This window comes from Streptomyces sp. Tu6071, from assembly GCF_000213055.1.
In the GTDB taxonomy this organism is placed as follows: domain Bacteria; phylum Actinomycetota; class Actinomycetes; order Streptomycetales; family Streptomycetaceae; genus Streptomyces; species Streptomyces evansiae.
In genome coordinates this window covers 4,335,658-4,350,901 of the sequence record NZ_CM001165.1, presented here as the reverse complement: position 1 = coordinate 4,350,901, position 15,244 = coordinate 4,335,658, and the positions used below count along the sequence as shown (strand labels likewise).

Below are 15,244 nucleotides of genomic sequence, written 5' to 3'. Positions count from 1 at the left end.
GGCCCGCTTCGGGTGAGGGCGAGGCGGTCGGCGGTCCGGGGGCGCGGGTCTGTGCGGTGCGTGCCGTTCCGCGCTCGCGGGGTGGGCGCCGGGCCTGGAGCGGGGTGCTGAGCTTGCCGCGCGGGGGCAGGGTGTTGGGCCCGCTGTTCCGGGGCGGGGCGCCGAGCCTGCCCGCTGTCCTGCAGCGGGCCCGCCGAGGCGGCACGTGTAGGGGGGCGCCCCGGTGCCGTACCGCCTCCGCGAGGGACCCGGTCAGACGTCGAGCTGGTCGGCGACCGCTCGGAGGAGGTTGGCGGTCTTGGCGCCGCTCGCGCGGTCGGGGTAGCGGCCCCGTTCGAGCTGCTGGGCGACGCCTTCCAGGAGGGTCGTCAGGTCCTGGACGATCGAGGCCAGCTCATCGGGTTTGCGGCGCTGGGCCGCCGCGACGGAGGGGGTCGGGTCGAGGACCGTCACCGTGAGCGCCTGATCGCCCCGCTGGCCCGCCACGACACCGAACTCGACGCGCTGGCCCGGCTTGAGCGTCTCCACGTCCTGTGGCAACGCCGAGGAATGGACGAAGACGTCACCGCCGTCGTCGCGGGAGAGGAAGCCGAAGCCCTTCTCGCTGTTGAACCACTTGACCTTGCCGGTAGGCACCTGCTCGTCCTCGTCCTCGCTCGTCCACGGCGGCCCACCACAGCGGGAGCCGCCCCTGTCTCCGCCCTCGCCCGCCACCGTGACCCCGCGCGCCCCGGACAGGGACCGGCGGGAGCCGCAGGTGGTGCGCGGGGCGGACCCCGGGCACCACGACGGCCCGCCGGCACGGCCCGAGGGCCCGTCAGCGGCTCTGCGTGGCCTGGAGAGCACAGCAGCGGGCCATCGGGACCCGCCGCCGTCCAGGCTAGGGGGTGTCCGGCGATTCCGTGCGGTCCGCCGGGTACTGCGCCGGGCAGTGCCCCGGGGCGCGCGCGATCGTCGGACGCCCCCTCGGGCGGGCCGCCCGGCGAGACGTCCCGGGTTCTTCCCCGGGCCTTGGAACTACCCTGGTGCGGTGCCTGACAAAACCCCTGCCCAGGAGCCCGGCCCCGGCGACCGCCTGGTCGTCGCCGGCGGAATCGTCTTCGCCATCGGCGCCGTCGCGACCCTCGTCACCCTCGCGCCCCTCTTCCTGCACACCGACCCCTTCCCGACGGTCGCGTACGCGGTGTGCATGTTGATGGGGGTGGGACTGCTGCTCGCGGGGGCGGGAGTGGTGCGGGGGATCATGGCGGGGAGGAAGGCGGCGGGGGTGTAGGGCGGGGTGGGGAGGGAAACCCGCACAACGCCTCACTCCTCCGAGTGAGACGCGTGCCGGTGACACGCGAGTTGTCCACAGGCGCTCAGCCGACGATCACACCGCAGCGCCGCCCGCACGGTCCGCGGCACCCGTACCGCCCGCAACGCCCTCACCCGCCCCGCCCACGTACTCCCCCAGCCACCCCGCGAACGCGTCGAGCGTCCCGAGGACCACGTCCGCCCCCGCCGCCCGCAGTTCCTCCTCGTCGCACGGCCCCGTCGCCACCGCGACCGACACCGCGTCCGCCGTACGGGCCCCGCGCACGTCCCCGATGTGGTCCCCCACGTACACCGAGGCGCCCTGCGCGCGCAGCGCCGTCCCCTTCGCCTCCGCCCACAGCCCGCCGATCAGCAGGTCGGGCTCCAGGCCGAGGTGGCTGAGGTGCAGCGCGGCGTGCGCGCGGTTCTTCGCGGTGACGACGAGTACGCGCCCGCCCGCGGCCCGTACCGCCGCGATCGCCTCGCGCGCGCCCGGCATCGCCGTCGTGTCGGCGATCGCGTGCTCGGGATAGAGCGCGCGGTAGCGGTCGCTCATGGCGACGACCTGCTCCGGCGGGAACCAGTTCGCCATCTCGTGCTCCAGCGGCGGCCCGAGCCGGCTCGTCACGAGGTCCACGTCGATGTCCGCGCCGGTCTCCGCCGCGAGCGCCCGGTAGACCGCGCCGATCCCGCGCCGCGAGTCGACGAGCGTCATGTCGAGGTCGAACCCGACGACCGGACCGCCGTCGGTGGTCTCGGAGAGCGGCACGGCGGAGGCGTCCGCTGCGAGGTCCTGGCTGGTCGCAAGGTCACTGGGGGCTATGTCCTGGGGCATGGTCCCAGTCTCTCAGGCGGTACGGGCACGCCGCCCGTCCAGCGCCTCCCCCCGCCCGGCGGACGGCCGCAGAGACCGTTGTCAGTGGCGGGTGCCATGATCGACGACAGCTCGCGGCCCCCGGGGGGCCATGGCAGAGAGGGCGGGGGCATGGGGAGGAAGAAGGCGTCTCCCGACGTCTGGGGGAGCCACGAGGCGCGGCGTCGCCGGGGCGGTCAGGGCTGGTGGTACGTGGTGGGGCTGCTCGCCCTCGCGGCCGTGCTCGTGGTCGCGGTGGGGCCGGGCAGGGTCGCGGCCTGGTTCGGCACCGAGGACACCTCCGCGCTCCCGGCCGAGACGGCCCGCCCCGAGAACGCCCCGGCGACGCCGCTCGCCAAGGGCCCGACCGGTGCCCATCCCTTCCGCGGCTCCCCGGCGGCGCGCTGGGCGGACGGCCGCGACGGCATCACCGTGCCCGGCGCGCGCGCCACGGGCTGGATGAGCAAGGCACAGGTCGCCGACGCGCTCGCCGACACGGTCGACTTCCTCGCCGCGTCGAACCTGGACCCCGCCGTGCTGCGCGGCGAGCGACCCCGCGAGGCGATCGCCCTGATCAACCCGCACCAGAAGGACATGCGGGAGTTCCTGGAGACCGCCTTCAGCGCGCCCACCCGCGAGCAGAACCCGCTGCACCTCTTCAGCCGCTTCGACACCACCCTCGTCCAGCCCGCGACGAAGGTGATCAAGACGCGCGGCCGGCTCGACTACCGCGCGGGGAAGAACGGCGCCGTCCAGGTCACGAGCGACGTGACGTTCGTGTACGCGCTGGAGCGGGCCGGGGGCGGCGAGGTGACCCGCACGATCGTGCGCCGCGAACTCGTCGTGAACTGGGACGACCCGAGCAGGATCATCACCGAACCGGGCACGTTCTCGCTCGTGTCGTTCACGTCGGTCTCGGCGAACGGCGGTTGCGACAAGGCGAAGCCGCTCTACGCGCCCACGTTCGACTCCGACCGGGCCGCCGGGAAGGACATCGAGGCGACCGGCCCCGAGAAGGACCCGTACGACCGCGGCGAGGACGTGGGCACCCTGTCGGATTCCGATAAGTGCGGCGCGGTCAGCAGGCTTTGAGCGGCAGGGGCGGAAGGCGCGGGCGCGCGGAGGCACATGATCTGATGGACCGATGAACAGCCCCCCCGGCCTGCACATCGAGCAGCCGCACGGTGACGACGCCCTCGGTGACTGGCGCCACGTCCACAACGCGGTCATCCCCGTCCAGCCCCTGAGCCTCGCGGAGGTACGGGAGCGGGCGGGACGGAACCACCTGGACCTCGCCCGCGCCGGAGGCGTCCTCGTCGGCTCCACGACGGTGCGCCCGCCGAAGGACGGCGTCGCCACGGTCATCGCGCGCGTCCTGCCGGCCCACCGCCGACGCGGGTACGGCACGGAGCTGTACGCGCACGCCCTGCGCCGGGCCCACGCGCTCGGCGCCACGGCCGTCGAGACGTGCGTCCTCGCCTCGAACGAGGACGGGCTGCGGTTCGCGCGCGCCCACCGCTTCACCGAGATCGACCGGTACGTGCTGCCGGGGAGCACGATTCCGTGGGTGGACCTGCGGCGGGAATGAGGGCCGGGGCGTGAGGGGGCAGGGCTCATCGCCGCGGCGCACCAGCCGTACACGCCGGTACGGCGCCCGCGATCCCGCCTCGGCTCTTCGTCAGCCCTTCGCCTTCGCCGTGCGCTGCGAGCGCCAGACGAGGAAGAGCGCGGAGGAGATCGCCGCGATACGCACGACAGACGGCCAGGTGTCGGCGATCGCCGCGTTCCACTCGCCCCGCGCGAGCGGCGCCCCCCAGCGGCCCTCGCCGCGTCCCCACAGCCAGACCGCACCGGCGGCCAGCGAGAGCGCGGGGATGCCGATCACGGCGACCTTCGACTCGTTCGTGCTGAGCCGGCGCGAGGCCCAGGCGAGAAGCCAGCCGGCCGCGAGCGGCAGCCAGGAGCCGAGGACCGCGCCGACCACGAGCGCGGCTGCCGCCAGGAGCAGCAGCGGATTGCTGAACGTGCCGGGACGCGGCACCCGCAGGCGCCGCCGGGCCTTCCCGGCGGGCTCCTCCACGACCACCACCTCGGGCTGCGCCTTCTCCTCCGCGTCCCCCGGTCGCTGCGTGGGGACCCGGGGCCGCAGGCCGAGCATCTCGGGCGCCTCGATACCGCCGACGAACCCGGCGACCTGATCGCCGCCGCCGAAGAAGCCGTGCGGCTCCGGGCCGCCCGCCTCGGTGCGCCACCACTCGGCGCCGCTCCCCGCACGGCTCTTCGCCGATCCACCGTCGTCGTAGTCCTCCAGGCCGCCGGTCCACGCCGTGCGCGGGCGCGGCACGCCGGGCGCGGCCGGGTCGGGGCCGCCGTCCGCCGGGGTCCCGGCGCCCTGCGAGGCGCTGTCCTTCGAGAAGCCCCGGAAGCGGGACGGGCGAGGCGCGGGAGGGTCCGGGCTGTAGGCGGACTCGTCGGATCGCGGCGCGGCCCCGGCACCTGTCGTGCCCGCGCCCGCCACGACGTCCTCCGGGCTGCCGAGCCGCGAGAGGATACGGCGCACGGCGGCGGGCGAGTCCGGAGTCGTCGGCCTGGCCCTGCTGCGGTCGATCTCCCCGCGCAGGCCCGCCACGAGCCGCATCCGCTCCCCGGCCGGCAACTGCTGTTGCTGCGCCAGATCCCCGACCCGGCTCAGGTAGTCGAAGACGAGCTGATCAGTCTCGATCCCCACCGCTGCCCCTCCACCACGTCCGACAGCCCTCGCGCATCCTGCTGCGACGACGGTACCGAACTCGGCCCGGCCGAAGGGGGTATCGGGCCCGGATCACCCCCTCGCACGGGGATACGGGGGCGCCTCCGGCGCAGGTGACGGGCGCGTGACGCGTTGACGGGAACGCGCGTCACCGGCGCCGGGGCGCGTCCCCCGTACGGGCGGCGGCCCGGCCCGCGCGGGCGGGAGGCCACCCGGGCCAGGCGCGGAAACGCCCCGTCCCGAAGCCGTCCGGAGCCCCGTCGCGGGACGGGTCCACGACACCCGAGCCGTCTCGCACCCACCCGCCGCCCCTCGCACCCGCTACCGTGGGCGGGATGAGCAGCCCTGCACCAACCGAGGACGGACCGGCCACGCGGCCGGGACCGCGTTCGCTCGCCGAAGCCCTGCGGGTACGTGACGACGCCTCGCTCGTCGCGCTGCTGCGCGCGCGGCCCGATCTGCTCAACCCGGTACCTGTCGACCTGACACAGCTCGCGACCCGTGCCGCAACCCGTGCCTCCGTACTGCGCGCGCTGGAACGGCTCGACCGTTTCGCCCTCCAGACGGCCGAGGCACTCGCCGTCGCCCCCGATCCCGCCCCCTACAGCCTGCTCGAAGGTCTCCTGACCGGCGACGAGGGCGACCCCGTCACCGTGGAGACCCTGCCGCGGACGCTGGCCCTGCTGCGCGAACGCGCCCTCGTCTGGGGCCCGGACGAGCGGCTGCGCCTCGTCCGCACCGCGCGGGAACTCCTCGCCCCGAGCGCGGCCCACCCCTCCCCCACCGGCCTCGGCCCGAGCCTCGCCGAGGCCACCGCCGGGATGTCCCCGGGGCGGCTCCAGGTCATCCTGACCGAGGCCGGACTGGGCTCGACGCACGACTCGGTGACCGCCGTCCAGGCGCTCACCGCGCTCTTCACCGACCCCGCGCGGCTCGGCGCGCTCCTCGACGAGGCCCCCGCCGACGCCGTCGAGGTGCTCGGCCGCCTCGTGTGGGGGCCGCCGTACGGGCAGGTCACCGCGCATCCGGCGACGCACCTGCGCTGGCTCCTGGACCACGGCCTGCTCGTGCCGACCGCGCCGGGGACCGTCGTCCTGCCGCGCGAGGTCGCCCTGCACCTGCGCGGCGGGCGCGCCCACCGCGCCGTCGAGCCCGAGCCGCCGGCGATCGCCGTCCGCGCCGTGCGCGAGGAACGCGAGGCGGACGCGGCGGCGGCCGGGCAGGCGTACACCGCGCTCCAGACGCTCGAGGACCTGCTCAAGGAGTGGGGCTCGCCGCGCCAGTCGTGGTCGCGGACGAAGGACGTCGGCCCGGCCGTGCTCCGCGCGGGCGGCCTGAGCCAGCGCGACCTCAAGCGCACCGCCGGATACCTGGAGACCTCCGAGGACATCGCCGCCTTCTGGCTCGAACTCGCCTACGCGGCAGGGCTCGTCGCCGCCGACGGCGAGGCCGACGAGCACTACGCGCCGACCCCGTACTTCGACGAGTGGCTCGATCTGCCGCCCGCCCGCCGCTGGGCCGTGCTCGCCACCGCGTGGCTCGGCGCGACCCGCACCTCGGGGCTCGTCGGCGGCAGCGACAGCAAGGACCGCACGCTCTCCGCGCTCGGCCCGCACCTCGACCGCACCGCGGCGCCCGAGGTCCGCCACCGCGTCCTCGCGCTCCTCGCGGAACTCTCCCCGGGCAGCGTGCCCGAGCCGGACTCGCTACTCGCCCGGCTGCGCTGGGAGCGCCCGCTGCGCGGCGCCGCGCACGAGAACGACCTGCGGACCCGAATCGCGGGCTGGACGCTCGACGAGGCCGAACTCCTCGGCGTCACCGGGCGCGGGGCCCTGACCCGGCAGGGGCGCGCGCTCCTGGCCGGGCAGGACACGGCGCTCGTCGACATGCTCGCCGAACTGCTGCCCCCGCCGCTGGACCACGTACTCCTCCAGGCCGACCTGACGGCCGTCGCACCGGGTCCGCTCCAGCGCCCCCTCGCCGAACGCCTCGCCCTCCTCGCCGACGTCGAGTCCAAGGGCGGCGCGACCGTCTACCGCTTCACGCCCGGCTCCGTGCGCCGTTCCCTCGACGCGGGCTACTCCGCCGAGGCGATCCACGAGTTCCTCACCACCCACTCCCTCACCCCCGTCCCGCAGCCCCTCGCGTACCTCGTCGACGACGTCGCCCGCCGCCACGGTCATCTCCGCGTCGGCGCCGCCTCCTCGTACGTACGGTGCGAAGAGGCCACCGTGCTCGACGAGATCCTCGCCGACCGGCGCTCGGAGACGCTGCGGCTGCGCCGCCTCGCGCCGACCGTCGCCGCCTCGCCCTCGGAACCCGCCGTGCTCCTCGACGGTCTGCGCGGCCTCGGTTTCGCCCCGGCCGCCGAAGGACCGGGCGGGGACGTCCTCGTACGCTCCAGCGCGCGGCACCGCACTCCGCCGCGCCGCGCCCCGGAGCCGGTCGGCGAGGGCGGCGCACGCCCGGGGCAGACGATGCTCGCGGCGGCCGTACGGGCCATCCGGGCCGGTGACACGGCGGTGACCACCCCTCCGCCGGCGCCCCCGGCCGGGCTCGTCACGCCCTCCGAACCGCCCCGCAGCTCCGCCTCCGAAACCCTCGTCACCCTCCAGAACGCCGTCCTCACGGGCGAGTCCGTCTGGATCGGCTACATCGACGCGGAAGGCGCCGCCGACCGCCGTCTCATCGCCCCGGTCCGGGTCGAGGGCGGCTTCGTCACCGCCTACGACCACACCGCCGAGGAACTCCGCACCTACCCGCTGCACCGCGTCACCGGCGTCGCCGAACTCCCCGCCCCGGCGGAGGGCGAACCGACACCGGCCTCGGGGCAGGGCGGGGGCGGCTGACGACGGGCGGCGACACCCGCACCGGCACCGCCCGGGCCGTGGCGCGGAACCGGTGCCCACAGGTGAGCGCCGACCGCGTGGGTCTCCCGCTCCTCGCGGGTCCTTCGTCGCTCGCGGTCCTCTCAGGCCGCGGGGCCGGAGAGTCCCGTCTTCGGCTTCGGCTCCGCCTCTGCGCCGCGGCGGGTGGGCAGGACGCGGGCCGTCGACGCGCGCAGGCGGGCGAGCCGCCCCGGGACGGCAGGACCCGCCGCAGGCTTCGCCGGGGCCTGGGGCCCCGGGACGGTCTCCGGCCGTGGGGCGGTCTCCGGTCGCGGGCCGGTCCGCTTCCGGATGCGGCGGACGCGGGACGGGCGGGGGTCCGTGCGGCGACGCAGCGAGCGGGACAGGCGGCGGCCGAGGAACGCGTACCCGAGCAGCGCCCCCGCCGTGTTCAGGATGACGTCGTCCACGTCGAAGGCCCGGCCCTCGATCACCGCCCCCTGCGCCAGCTCGACGAGCGACATGACGAGCAGGGTCACGACGAACACCCGCACCAGGCGCATCCTGCGCGGTACGAGGAGCGGCAGCAGGACCCCGAAGGGGGCACCGAGCAGCAGGTTCCCGCCGACCTGCTTGCAGGCCGCGAGGAACGTGTACTCCTCCGCGTACTGCCGCAGCGAGTGCCCCGGATGCAGGTTCGAGCCCGCGAGGCCGTCCGAGGCGGGCGAGGGGGTGAGCGTCAGCTTCGCGAGCACCGCCGAGAACGCCACGAGCAGCAGGAACGCCACCACCATCGTCAGTCCGAGCAGCAGTGCCCGGCCCCAGGACCTGCGCACCACCACAGCGCCGTCCCCGGCACCGTCCGCAGCCGCACCGACGGCAGGCTCCGCCCGGGGCGCCACGGAGGCCGGACGGAAGCGCCCACGCCGCGCCCACGCCTGCCACCGCCCGTGCCGTTCCGCCGCCCCGGACCCCGCGTCCGGCTTCGCCCGCTCGTCCCGCCCAGCCCTCGTCATACCGGCCGCTTACCCCAACGCCTCTCCCACACACGGCCGTTGCCCCCGCACGCCCGGCCGCCGCTCCGTCCCCGGGCCGAGGAGCGTCCCCGCCCCGCGACCGATGTGCGGGAAGGGACAGGAGTGCTGGGATGAGTCGGTGAACGCCCACCAGGACACACCCGGAAGACATCCCGCCGCAGACGCCGCCGACGGCCTCCCACAGCAGAGCACCGAGGCGGTACCGCGGCCCGGTCCACCGCGGCCGGGCGCAACGCTGGCAGGCCCGCCGGAGCCGGACCCGACGCTGCCGGGCGCACAGGCGTCCGCCGTGTCGGAGCCCTGCCCACCGCATCCGGAGGCATCCCAGCCCTTCGGCGCCCCGCACCCCTCGCCGGCACCGCACGCCTCCCCGGCGCCGGACTCGGAGGCCGCGACCCGGCTCGCCCGTGAACGCAACGTGTGGCTGTGCACCTCGCGCGCCAACGGCACCCCGCACGTGACTCCCGTGTGGTTCGTCCACCACCTCGGCCGCTGGTGGATCGGCAGCGACGAGCGAGCGGTCAAGATCCGCAACATACGGAGGTCGCCCACGGTGTCCCTCGCTCTGGAGGACGGCGACCACCCCCTCGTCGCCGAGGGCACGACACGCGTCCTCACGACACCGTTCCCGCCGGAGATCGTCGCGGCCTTCCGCGAGAAGTACGGATGGGACGTCTCCGCATCGCGCCCCGGCGCGGGCGCCCGCGTCCTTCTGGAGGTGCGCACTGTGCGCTGGCTCCTCGCCGGCACCGCCCAGTGACCACGCCGCGTGATCCCGCCCACCTCCGCGCCCCGAGGCCCGGCGGGCGGGAAGCGTGCGGAGGTAGACTTCCTTGTTTCGCGCGCAGACGCGGCCACGGCAGGGACAGGGCCCCGAAGGGGGCCCGCGACCGGCCTGCGGCGGCGCCGAGCGCGGTGCGGCACTCGTCGCGCGCCGGACGCCCGGCCAAGTCATCGGACGATCCCCGCCCACGGAGGGACGATCCCGCCCACGGAGGTATGCGTGTCCTGCCTGATCGTGCAGAGCGACAAGACTCTGCTGCTCGAAGTCGACCATGAGCGCGCGGACGCGTGCCGCCGGGTCATCGCCCCCTTCGCCGAACTCGAACGCGCCCCGGAACACATCCACACCTACCGGATCACCCCCCTCGGCCTGTGGAACGCCCGCGCCGCCGGTCACGACGCCGAACAGGTCGTGGACGCGCTCGTCGAGTACTCCCGCTACCCCGTCCCCCACGCGCTCCTCGTGGACATCGCCGAGACGATGGCCCGCTACGGCCGGCTCAGCCTCCACAAGCACCCCACCCACGGCCTGGTGCTGAGCAGCACCGACCGCCCCGTCCTCGAAGAGGTGCTGCGCTCCAAGCGGGTCCAGCCGCTGGTGGGGCAGCGCATCGACGCGGACACCGTCGCCGTGCACCCCTCCGAGCGCGGGCAGATCAAGCAGACCCTGCTGAAGCTCGGCTGGCCCGCCGAGGACCTCGCCGGTTACGTCGACGGGGAGGCACACGCCATCGACCTCGCGGAGGACGGCTGGTCCCTGCGCCCCTACCAGAAGCAGGCCGTGGACAACTTCTGGCACGGCGGCTCCGGCGTCGTCGTCCTGCCCTGCGGGGCGGGCAAGACGCTCGTCGGCGCGGGCGCGATGGCCGAGGCGAAGGCCACGACACTGATCCTCGTCACGAACACCGTGTCCGCCCGGCAGTGGAAGCACGAGCTGGTCAAGCGCACCTCGCTCACCGAGGACGAGATCGGCGAGTACAGCGGGACGAAGAAGGAGATCCGGCCCGTCACCATCGCCACGTACCAGGTGCTGACGACGAAGCGGAAGGGTGTCTACCCGCACCTCGAGCTCTTCGACTCGCGGGACTGGGGCCTCATCGTCTACGACGAGGTGCACCTGCTGCCCGCGCCCGTCTTCAAGTTCACCGCGGACCTCCAGGCCCGGCGGCGGCTCGGGCTCACGGCGACGCTGGTGCGTGAGGACGGCCGCGAGTCGGACGTCTTCTCGCTCATCGGGCCCAAGCGGTTCGACGCGCCGTGGAAGGAGATCGAGGCGCAGGGCTACATCGCCCCGGCGGACTGCGTCGAGGTACGGGTCAATCTCACCGAGTCGGAACGCCTCGCCTACGCGACGGCCGAGACCGAGGAGAAGTACCGCTTCTGTGCCACGACGCCGAGCAAGCAGCGCGTGACGCGGGAGCTGGTCAAGCAGCACCAGGGGGAGCAGACCCTGGTGATCGGCCAGTACATCGACCAGCTCGACGAGCTGGGCGCCGAGCTGGACGCCCCCGTGATCAAGGGCGAGACGAGCAACGCGCAGCGCGAGAAGCTCTTCAACGCCTTCCGCGAGGGCGAGATCTCCGTCCTCGTCGTGTCCAAGGTGGCCAACTTCTCCATCGACCTGCCCGAGGCGACGGTGGCCATCCAGGTCTCCGGCACCTTCGGCTCGCGGCAGGAGGAGGCGCAGCGGCTCGGCCGGGTGCTGCGGCCGAAGGCGGACGGGCACGAGGCGCGCTTCTACTCGGTCGTCGCGCGCGACACGATCGACCAGGACTTCGCCGCGCACCGGCAGCGCTTCCTCGCCGAACAGGGCTACGCGTACCGCATCGTGGACGCGGACGAGCTGTCGAAGGAGAGCTGAGCCGACGGGCGTCCGGCCGGGCGGCCCCCGGACGACCGCCCGGCCACGCCGCTCCGGTGGCGGGGCCCCGGCGGCGGGGCGGCGGGGCCGGGCTCCGGCGGGATGCGTGGCGGCCCCGTTCGCGCGCGCATCCCCCTCCGCCGCCTCGGCCCCTCTCGCCTTCCTCAGCCGGGCCACCGGGAGAGCCCTGAGTACGCCTGGCCCGTCGCGCCCCGTCGCCCAGCCCGCGCCCCCATTTGGGCTCCCACCGCCCTCTCCCCTACAATCGCGCGTCTGTCGCCTCCCTCCCGTGGAGTGCCGCCTGCCGGACGGAAACCGGCGGCAACTCGGCGACCGCGACCGCCCCGGCCCCTGGCCGGTTCCCGGCGGCCGGGCCGTTCGTCTCGTTCGTTCGCCGTTCGCGCGGCGCCACCGCCTTCCGCCCTGCGCGCGCACGTCGCGCCCACGCGCGCCGTGCCCGCGGGAGGTGGCGCACGGCCGCGCGCGCCCTTCCGGCAGGAGGCCGTACCGTGAGTCACCCGTCCGCGTCGTCACCGTCCACCGCACCCGCCGACCCCCCATCCGGCGGCACGCCCACGGACCCGCCGCCCGGCACCGTGCCCGCCGGTCCCCCGCCCGATACCGGCGGCGACCCCCTTGCCCGCGAGCGCGCGCACCTCTCCGTCTCCCGGGCCGCGCTGCGCGTGATGCGCGAGGAGACGGAGAACCTCGACATCCGCGACGTGACCGCGAACTGGGTCAACGCCGCCGTGCTCCAGGCGCAGATCGAGGAGCGCGTCAAGGCGCTCGCGGACCTCGCCGACACGCCGCTCTTCTTCGGGCGGCTCGACTTCACCCGCCCCCCGGGGCTCAAGGACGCCGAGGGCGCTGAGGGCGAGCGCTTCTACATCGGGCGGCGGCACGTGCACGACGCGGACGGCGATCCGCTCGTCATCGACTGGCGCGCGCCCGTGTCGACCGCGTACTACCAGGCGTCGCGGCAGCGGCCGATGGACGTCGGGCGGCGGCGGCGCTTCGGCTACACCGGCGGCGAGCTGACCGCGTACGAGGACGAGGTGCTCTCCGGGCCCGGTTCCGAGCAGAGCGATCCGGGGACGAGCAAGCTCCTGCAACGCGAGATCGAGCGCCCGCGCGTGGGTCCGATGCGCGACATCGTCGCGACGATCCAGCCCGAGCAGGACGGCATCGTCCGTAGCGACCTCAGCGGCACCGTCTGCGTGCAGGGCGGTCCCGGCACCGGGAAGACAGCGGTCGGTCTGCACCGTGTCGCGTTCCTCCTCTACGCCCATCGCGACCGGCTCGCCCGCACCGGAACGCTCGTGATCGGCCCGAACCGGTCGTTCCTGAGCTACATCGAGCAGGTGCTGCCGGCGCTCGGCGAGATGGAGGTGCGGCAGGCGACCGTGGCCGATCTCGTCGCCGTGCCGGGAGTCGAGGTGCGAGGCGAGGACGACGCGCGGGCCGCGACCGTGAAGGGCGACGCGCGCATGGCCGAGGTGCTGCGGCGGGCGCTGCGCGCGCACGTGTCGATGCCCACGGAGGGCGTGGTCGTGGTGCGCGGCTCGCGGCGCTGGCGCCTCGCGGTGTACGAGGTGGAGGAGCTGGTGCGCGAGCTGCTCGACCGCGACATGCGGTACGGGGCGGCTCGCGAAGCGCTGCCGCAGCGCCTCGCGCACGCCGTCCTCGTCCAGATGGAGCGGGCCGGGGAGGCGCCCGACGACCGGGTGCAGGCCACCGTCGCGCGCAATGCCGCCGTCAAGGCGACGGTCAACGCCGTGTGGCCGAAAGTCGAGCCCGCGAAGCTCGTCCTGCGGCTGCTGAGCGACCCGGAGTTCCTCGCGGAGCACGCCGAAGGGCTGCTCGACGCCGAGGAGCAGACAGCGATCCTGTGGCCGAAACCGGCCCGCTCCGTGAAGAGCGCGAAGTGGTCGGCGGCCGACGCCGTCCTCGTCGACGAGGCCCGCGACCTCGTCGAGCGCACCCACTCCCTCGGCCACGTCGTGCTCGACGAGGCGCAGGACCTCTCCCCCATGCAGTACCGGGCGGTGGGCCGCAGGTGCAGCACGGGCTCGGCGACGGTCCTCGGCGACCTCGCCCAGGGCACGACGCCGTGGGCGACGCGCACCTGGGCGGAGGCGCTGCGCCACCTCGGCAAGGAGGAGGCGCACATCGAGGAGCTGACCGCCGGTTTCCGCGTGCCGCGCGAGGTCATCGCCTACGCGTCGAAGCTGCTGCCCGCGATCGCGCCCGATCTCGCCGAGGTCCGCTCGGTGCGCGAGTCGCCCGGTTCGCTCCTCGTCCGGCACGTCGCCGAGGACGCGCGCGACGCCGCCGTTCTCGCCGCCTGCCGCGAGGCGCTCGGCCACGAGGGCTCGATCGGGCTCATCGCCGCCGACGCGCGCGTCCCCGCGCTCGCGGCGGCGCTGGCCGAGGCCGGGCTCGCGCACCTGGAACCCGGCACCGAGACCACGCGCGAATCGCGCCTGACCCTCGTCCCCGCCTCGCTCGCCAAGGGCCTGGAGTACGACTACGTCGTGCTCGACGAACCGGCCGCCGTCGTCGCGGGCGAGGCCGACGAACCGACCGGGCTGCGCCGCCTGTACGTGGCACTCACCCGCGCGGTCTCGGGCCTCACCGTGCTCCACGCGGAGGAACTGCCGACGGCCCTGGCCGCGGCCTAGCGCAGCGAGCCCGTACGGGGGACGGGGCGCTGTCGCCGTACGGCTGGCGGGGCGCCGTTCCCGTACGGGCCGGACTGCTTACGGGCCGGACTGCTTACGGGCCGGACTGCTTACGGGCCAGGGCGGCGCCCCCACGTACGAGCTCGCCACCGGCCCCGTACGGCCCCGCACCCCGGCCCCGCCCTCGCTCGACCCGCCCCTCCCCCTCAGCCCAGCGCCTCGCGCCAGCGTTCCACCGCAGCCGCGTCGACCGGCCCGTCCCAGCCCGCGGGGCGGGCCGCGCCGCCGATGTGGAAGGCGGAGATGCCGGCGGCGCGCAGGGCGGGGAGGTGGTCGAGGCGCAGGCCGCCGCCCACGAGAAGGCGCTGCGTGTAGCCGGGGCCGCCCTCGCGCGCGGCCTCCTCGCACAGCACGGTCAGCCCCTCGTCGACGCCGCCCGCCGCACCGGCCGTCAGGTAGGTGTCGAGGCCGGGCAGTCCGTCGAGCTGGGCGCGCAGCGCCTCGCGGTCGCGGCTGCGGTCCACGGCGCGGTGGAAGGTCCAGGCGCAGCCGTCGAGGACGTCGGCGAGGCGCTTCAGCGTGTCGAGGTCGGGGTCGCCCTCGGGGTCGAGGAAGCCGAGCACGAACTCCCGCGCGCCCGCCGCCCGCAACCGTGTGGCGCGGTCCACGAGCGCGGTCACGCCGCTCGTGCCGCCCGCCGCGAAGCCGTCGCTCAGGCGCAGCATGACGCGCAGCGGGAGGGCGACGGCGGCACGGATCTCGCGGAAGGTCTCGACGGTGGGCGTGAGCCCGTCGGCCGCCATGTCGCTGACGAGTTCCAGGCGGTCGGCACCGCCGTCCCGCGCGGCTCTGGCGTCCGCCGCGTCCAGGGCGATCACCTCCAGGAGTGCGGCTGTGCCTTCGGGCATGGTCATGGCCCCTCTTCCCGTCCGTCCCGTGTCCGGGCACCCTTCAGGGGCCCCCGTCTGCCGGGGCCCGCCGCGTCGCGGACCCGCCGTCGCGCGCGTCAGGGCAGGAACGGCCACTCCTCCGGAACCTCGCCCCGTCGCGAGGCCCCCGGGCGTCCCGCCGGGAGGAGAAGCGGTCTAGTCCAATCGCGCTGGAGGGCAGCCTACGCGGCGGCCGGGGCCCGGGGCAGCACCGTCCCGGGGCGTACGGG

Annotated in this window: 12 protein-coding genes; 7 read left to right on the top strand and 5 right to left on the bottom strand. The window is 75.3% G+C overall.

Translation table 11 applies throughout. The features are described 5' to 3' along the window. Nucleotides 1-252: 252 nt before the first annotated feature. Nucleotides 253-636, bottom strand: coding sequence for a cold-shock protein (locus tag STTU_RS36100; RefSeq protein ID WP_009066836.1), 384 nt, complete (start codon nt 634-636; stop codon nt 253-255). Between the two features lie 394 nt (nt 637-1,030). Here STTU_RS36100 and STTU_RS18160 point away from each other — a divergent pair, with 394 nt between their 5' ends. Beyond that, entirely contained in the window at nt 1,031-1,273 is a 243-nt protein-coding gene (locus STTU_RS18160; RefSeq protein WP_007825488.1) for a hypothetical protein, read from the top strand. A gap of 96 nt (nt 1,274-1,369) precedes the next feature. Here the strand turns inward: STTU_RS18160 and STTU_RS18155 are convergent, their stop codons facing one another. Then, entirely contained in the window at nt 1,370-2,128 is a 759-nt protein-coding gene (locus STTU_RS18155) for an HAD family hydrolase (RefSeq protein ID WP_010276481.1), read from the bottom strand. 150 nt (nt 2,129-2,278) lie between these two features. Here STTU_RS18155 and STTU_RS18150 point away from each other — a divergent pair, with 150 nt between their 5' ends. Both STTU_RS18150 and STTU_RS18145 read left to right on the top strand, forming a co-directional pair. After that, entirely contained in the window at nt 2,279-3,238 is a 960-nt protein-coding gene (locus tag STTU_RS18150; RefSeq protein WP_007825485.1) for a hypothetical protein, read from the top strand. Nucleotides 3,239-3,290: 52 nt separating this feature from the next. After that, on the top strand, nt 3,291-3,734 hold the full coding sequence (locus STTU_RS18145; RefSeq protein ID WP_007825484.1) for a GNAT family N-acetyltransferase: 444 nt from the start codon (nt 3,291-3,293) through the stop codon (nt 3,732-3,734). 90 nt (nt 3,735-3,824) lie between these two features. Here STTU_RS18145 and STTU_RS18140 read toward each other — a convergent pair whose 3' ends face one another. Next, complete coding sequence (locus tag STTU_RS18140) at nt 3,825-4,874, bottom strand: HAAS signaling domain-containing protein (RefSeq protein ID WP_007825483.1); 1,050 nt, start codon at nt 4,872-4,874, stop codon at nt 3,825-3,827. 356 nt (nt 4,875-5,230) lie between these two features. On the opposite strand from STTU_RS18140, the gene STTU_RS18135 reads away from it, so the two are divergent. After that, nucleotides 5,231-7,744 carry a helicase C-terminal domain-containing protein gene (locus tag STTU_RS18135; RefSeq protein ID WP_043255594.1) on the top strand — a complete coding sequence of 838 codons (2,514 nt, stop codon included), beginning with the start codon at nt 5,231-5,233 and terminating at the stop codon, nt 7,742-7,744. A 122-nt stretch (nt 7,745-7,866) separates the two neighbouring features. Here STTU_RS18135 and STTU_RS18130 read toward each other — a convergent pair whose 3' ends face one another. Beyond that, nucleotides 7,867-8,565, bottom strand: a complete 699-nt coding sequence (locus tag STTU_RS18130) for a VanZ family protein (RefSeq protein WP_420713555.1) — start codon at nt 8,563-8,565, stop codon at nt 7,867-7,869. A gap of 484 nt (nt 8,566-9,049) precedes the next feature. On the opposite strand from STTU_RS18130, the gene STTU_RS18125 reads away from it, so the two are divergent. The 3 genes from STTU_RS18125 to STTU_RS18115 all read left to right on the top strand — a co-directional run bounded on the left by STTU_RS18125 (nt 9,050) and on the right by STTU_RS18115 (nt 14,085). Further along, nucleotides 9,050-9,520 carry a pyridoxamine 5'-phosphate oxidase family protein gene (locus tag STTU_RS18125; RefSeq protein ID WP_007825478.1) on the top strand — a complete coding sequence of 157 codons (471 nt, stop codon included), beginning with the start codon at nt 9,050-9,052 and terminating at the stop codon, nt 9,518-9,520. A 243-nt stretch (nt 9,521-9,763) separates the two neighbouring features. Further along, complete coding sequence (locus tag STTU_RS18120; protein ID WP_007825477.1) at nt 9,764-11,404, top strand: DNA repair helicase XPB; 1,641 nt, start codon at nt 9,764-9,766, stop codon at nt 11,402-11,404. Between the two features lie 596 nt (nt 11,405-12,000). Then, nucleotides 12,001-14,085, top strand: coding sequence for a HelD family protein (locus STTU_RS18115; RefSeq protein WP_007825476.1), 2,085 nt, complete (start codon nt 12,001-12,003; stop codon nt 14,083-14,085). 206 nt (nt 14,086-14,291) lie between these two features. Here STTU_RS18115 and STTU_RS18110 read toward each other — a convergent pair whose 3' ends face one another. Continuing rightward, the gene (locus STTU_RS18110) at nt 14,292-14,999 is read right to left on the bottom strand and encodes a copper homeostasis protein CutC (protein WP_010276445.1); all 708 of its coding nucleotides are present in this window, start codon (nt 14,997-14,999) and stop codon (nt 14,292-14,294) included. Nucleotides 15,000-15,244: the final 245 nt, after the last annotated feature.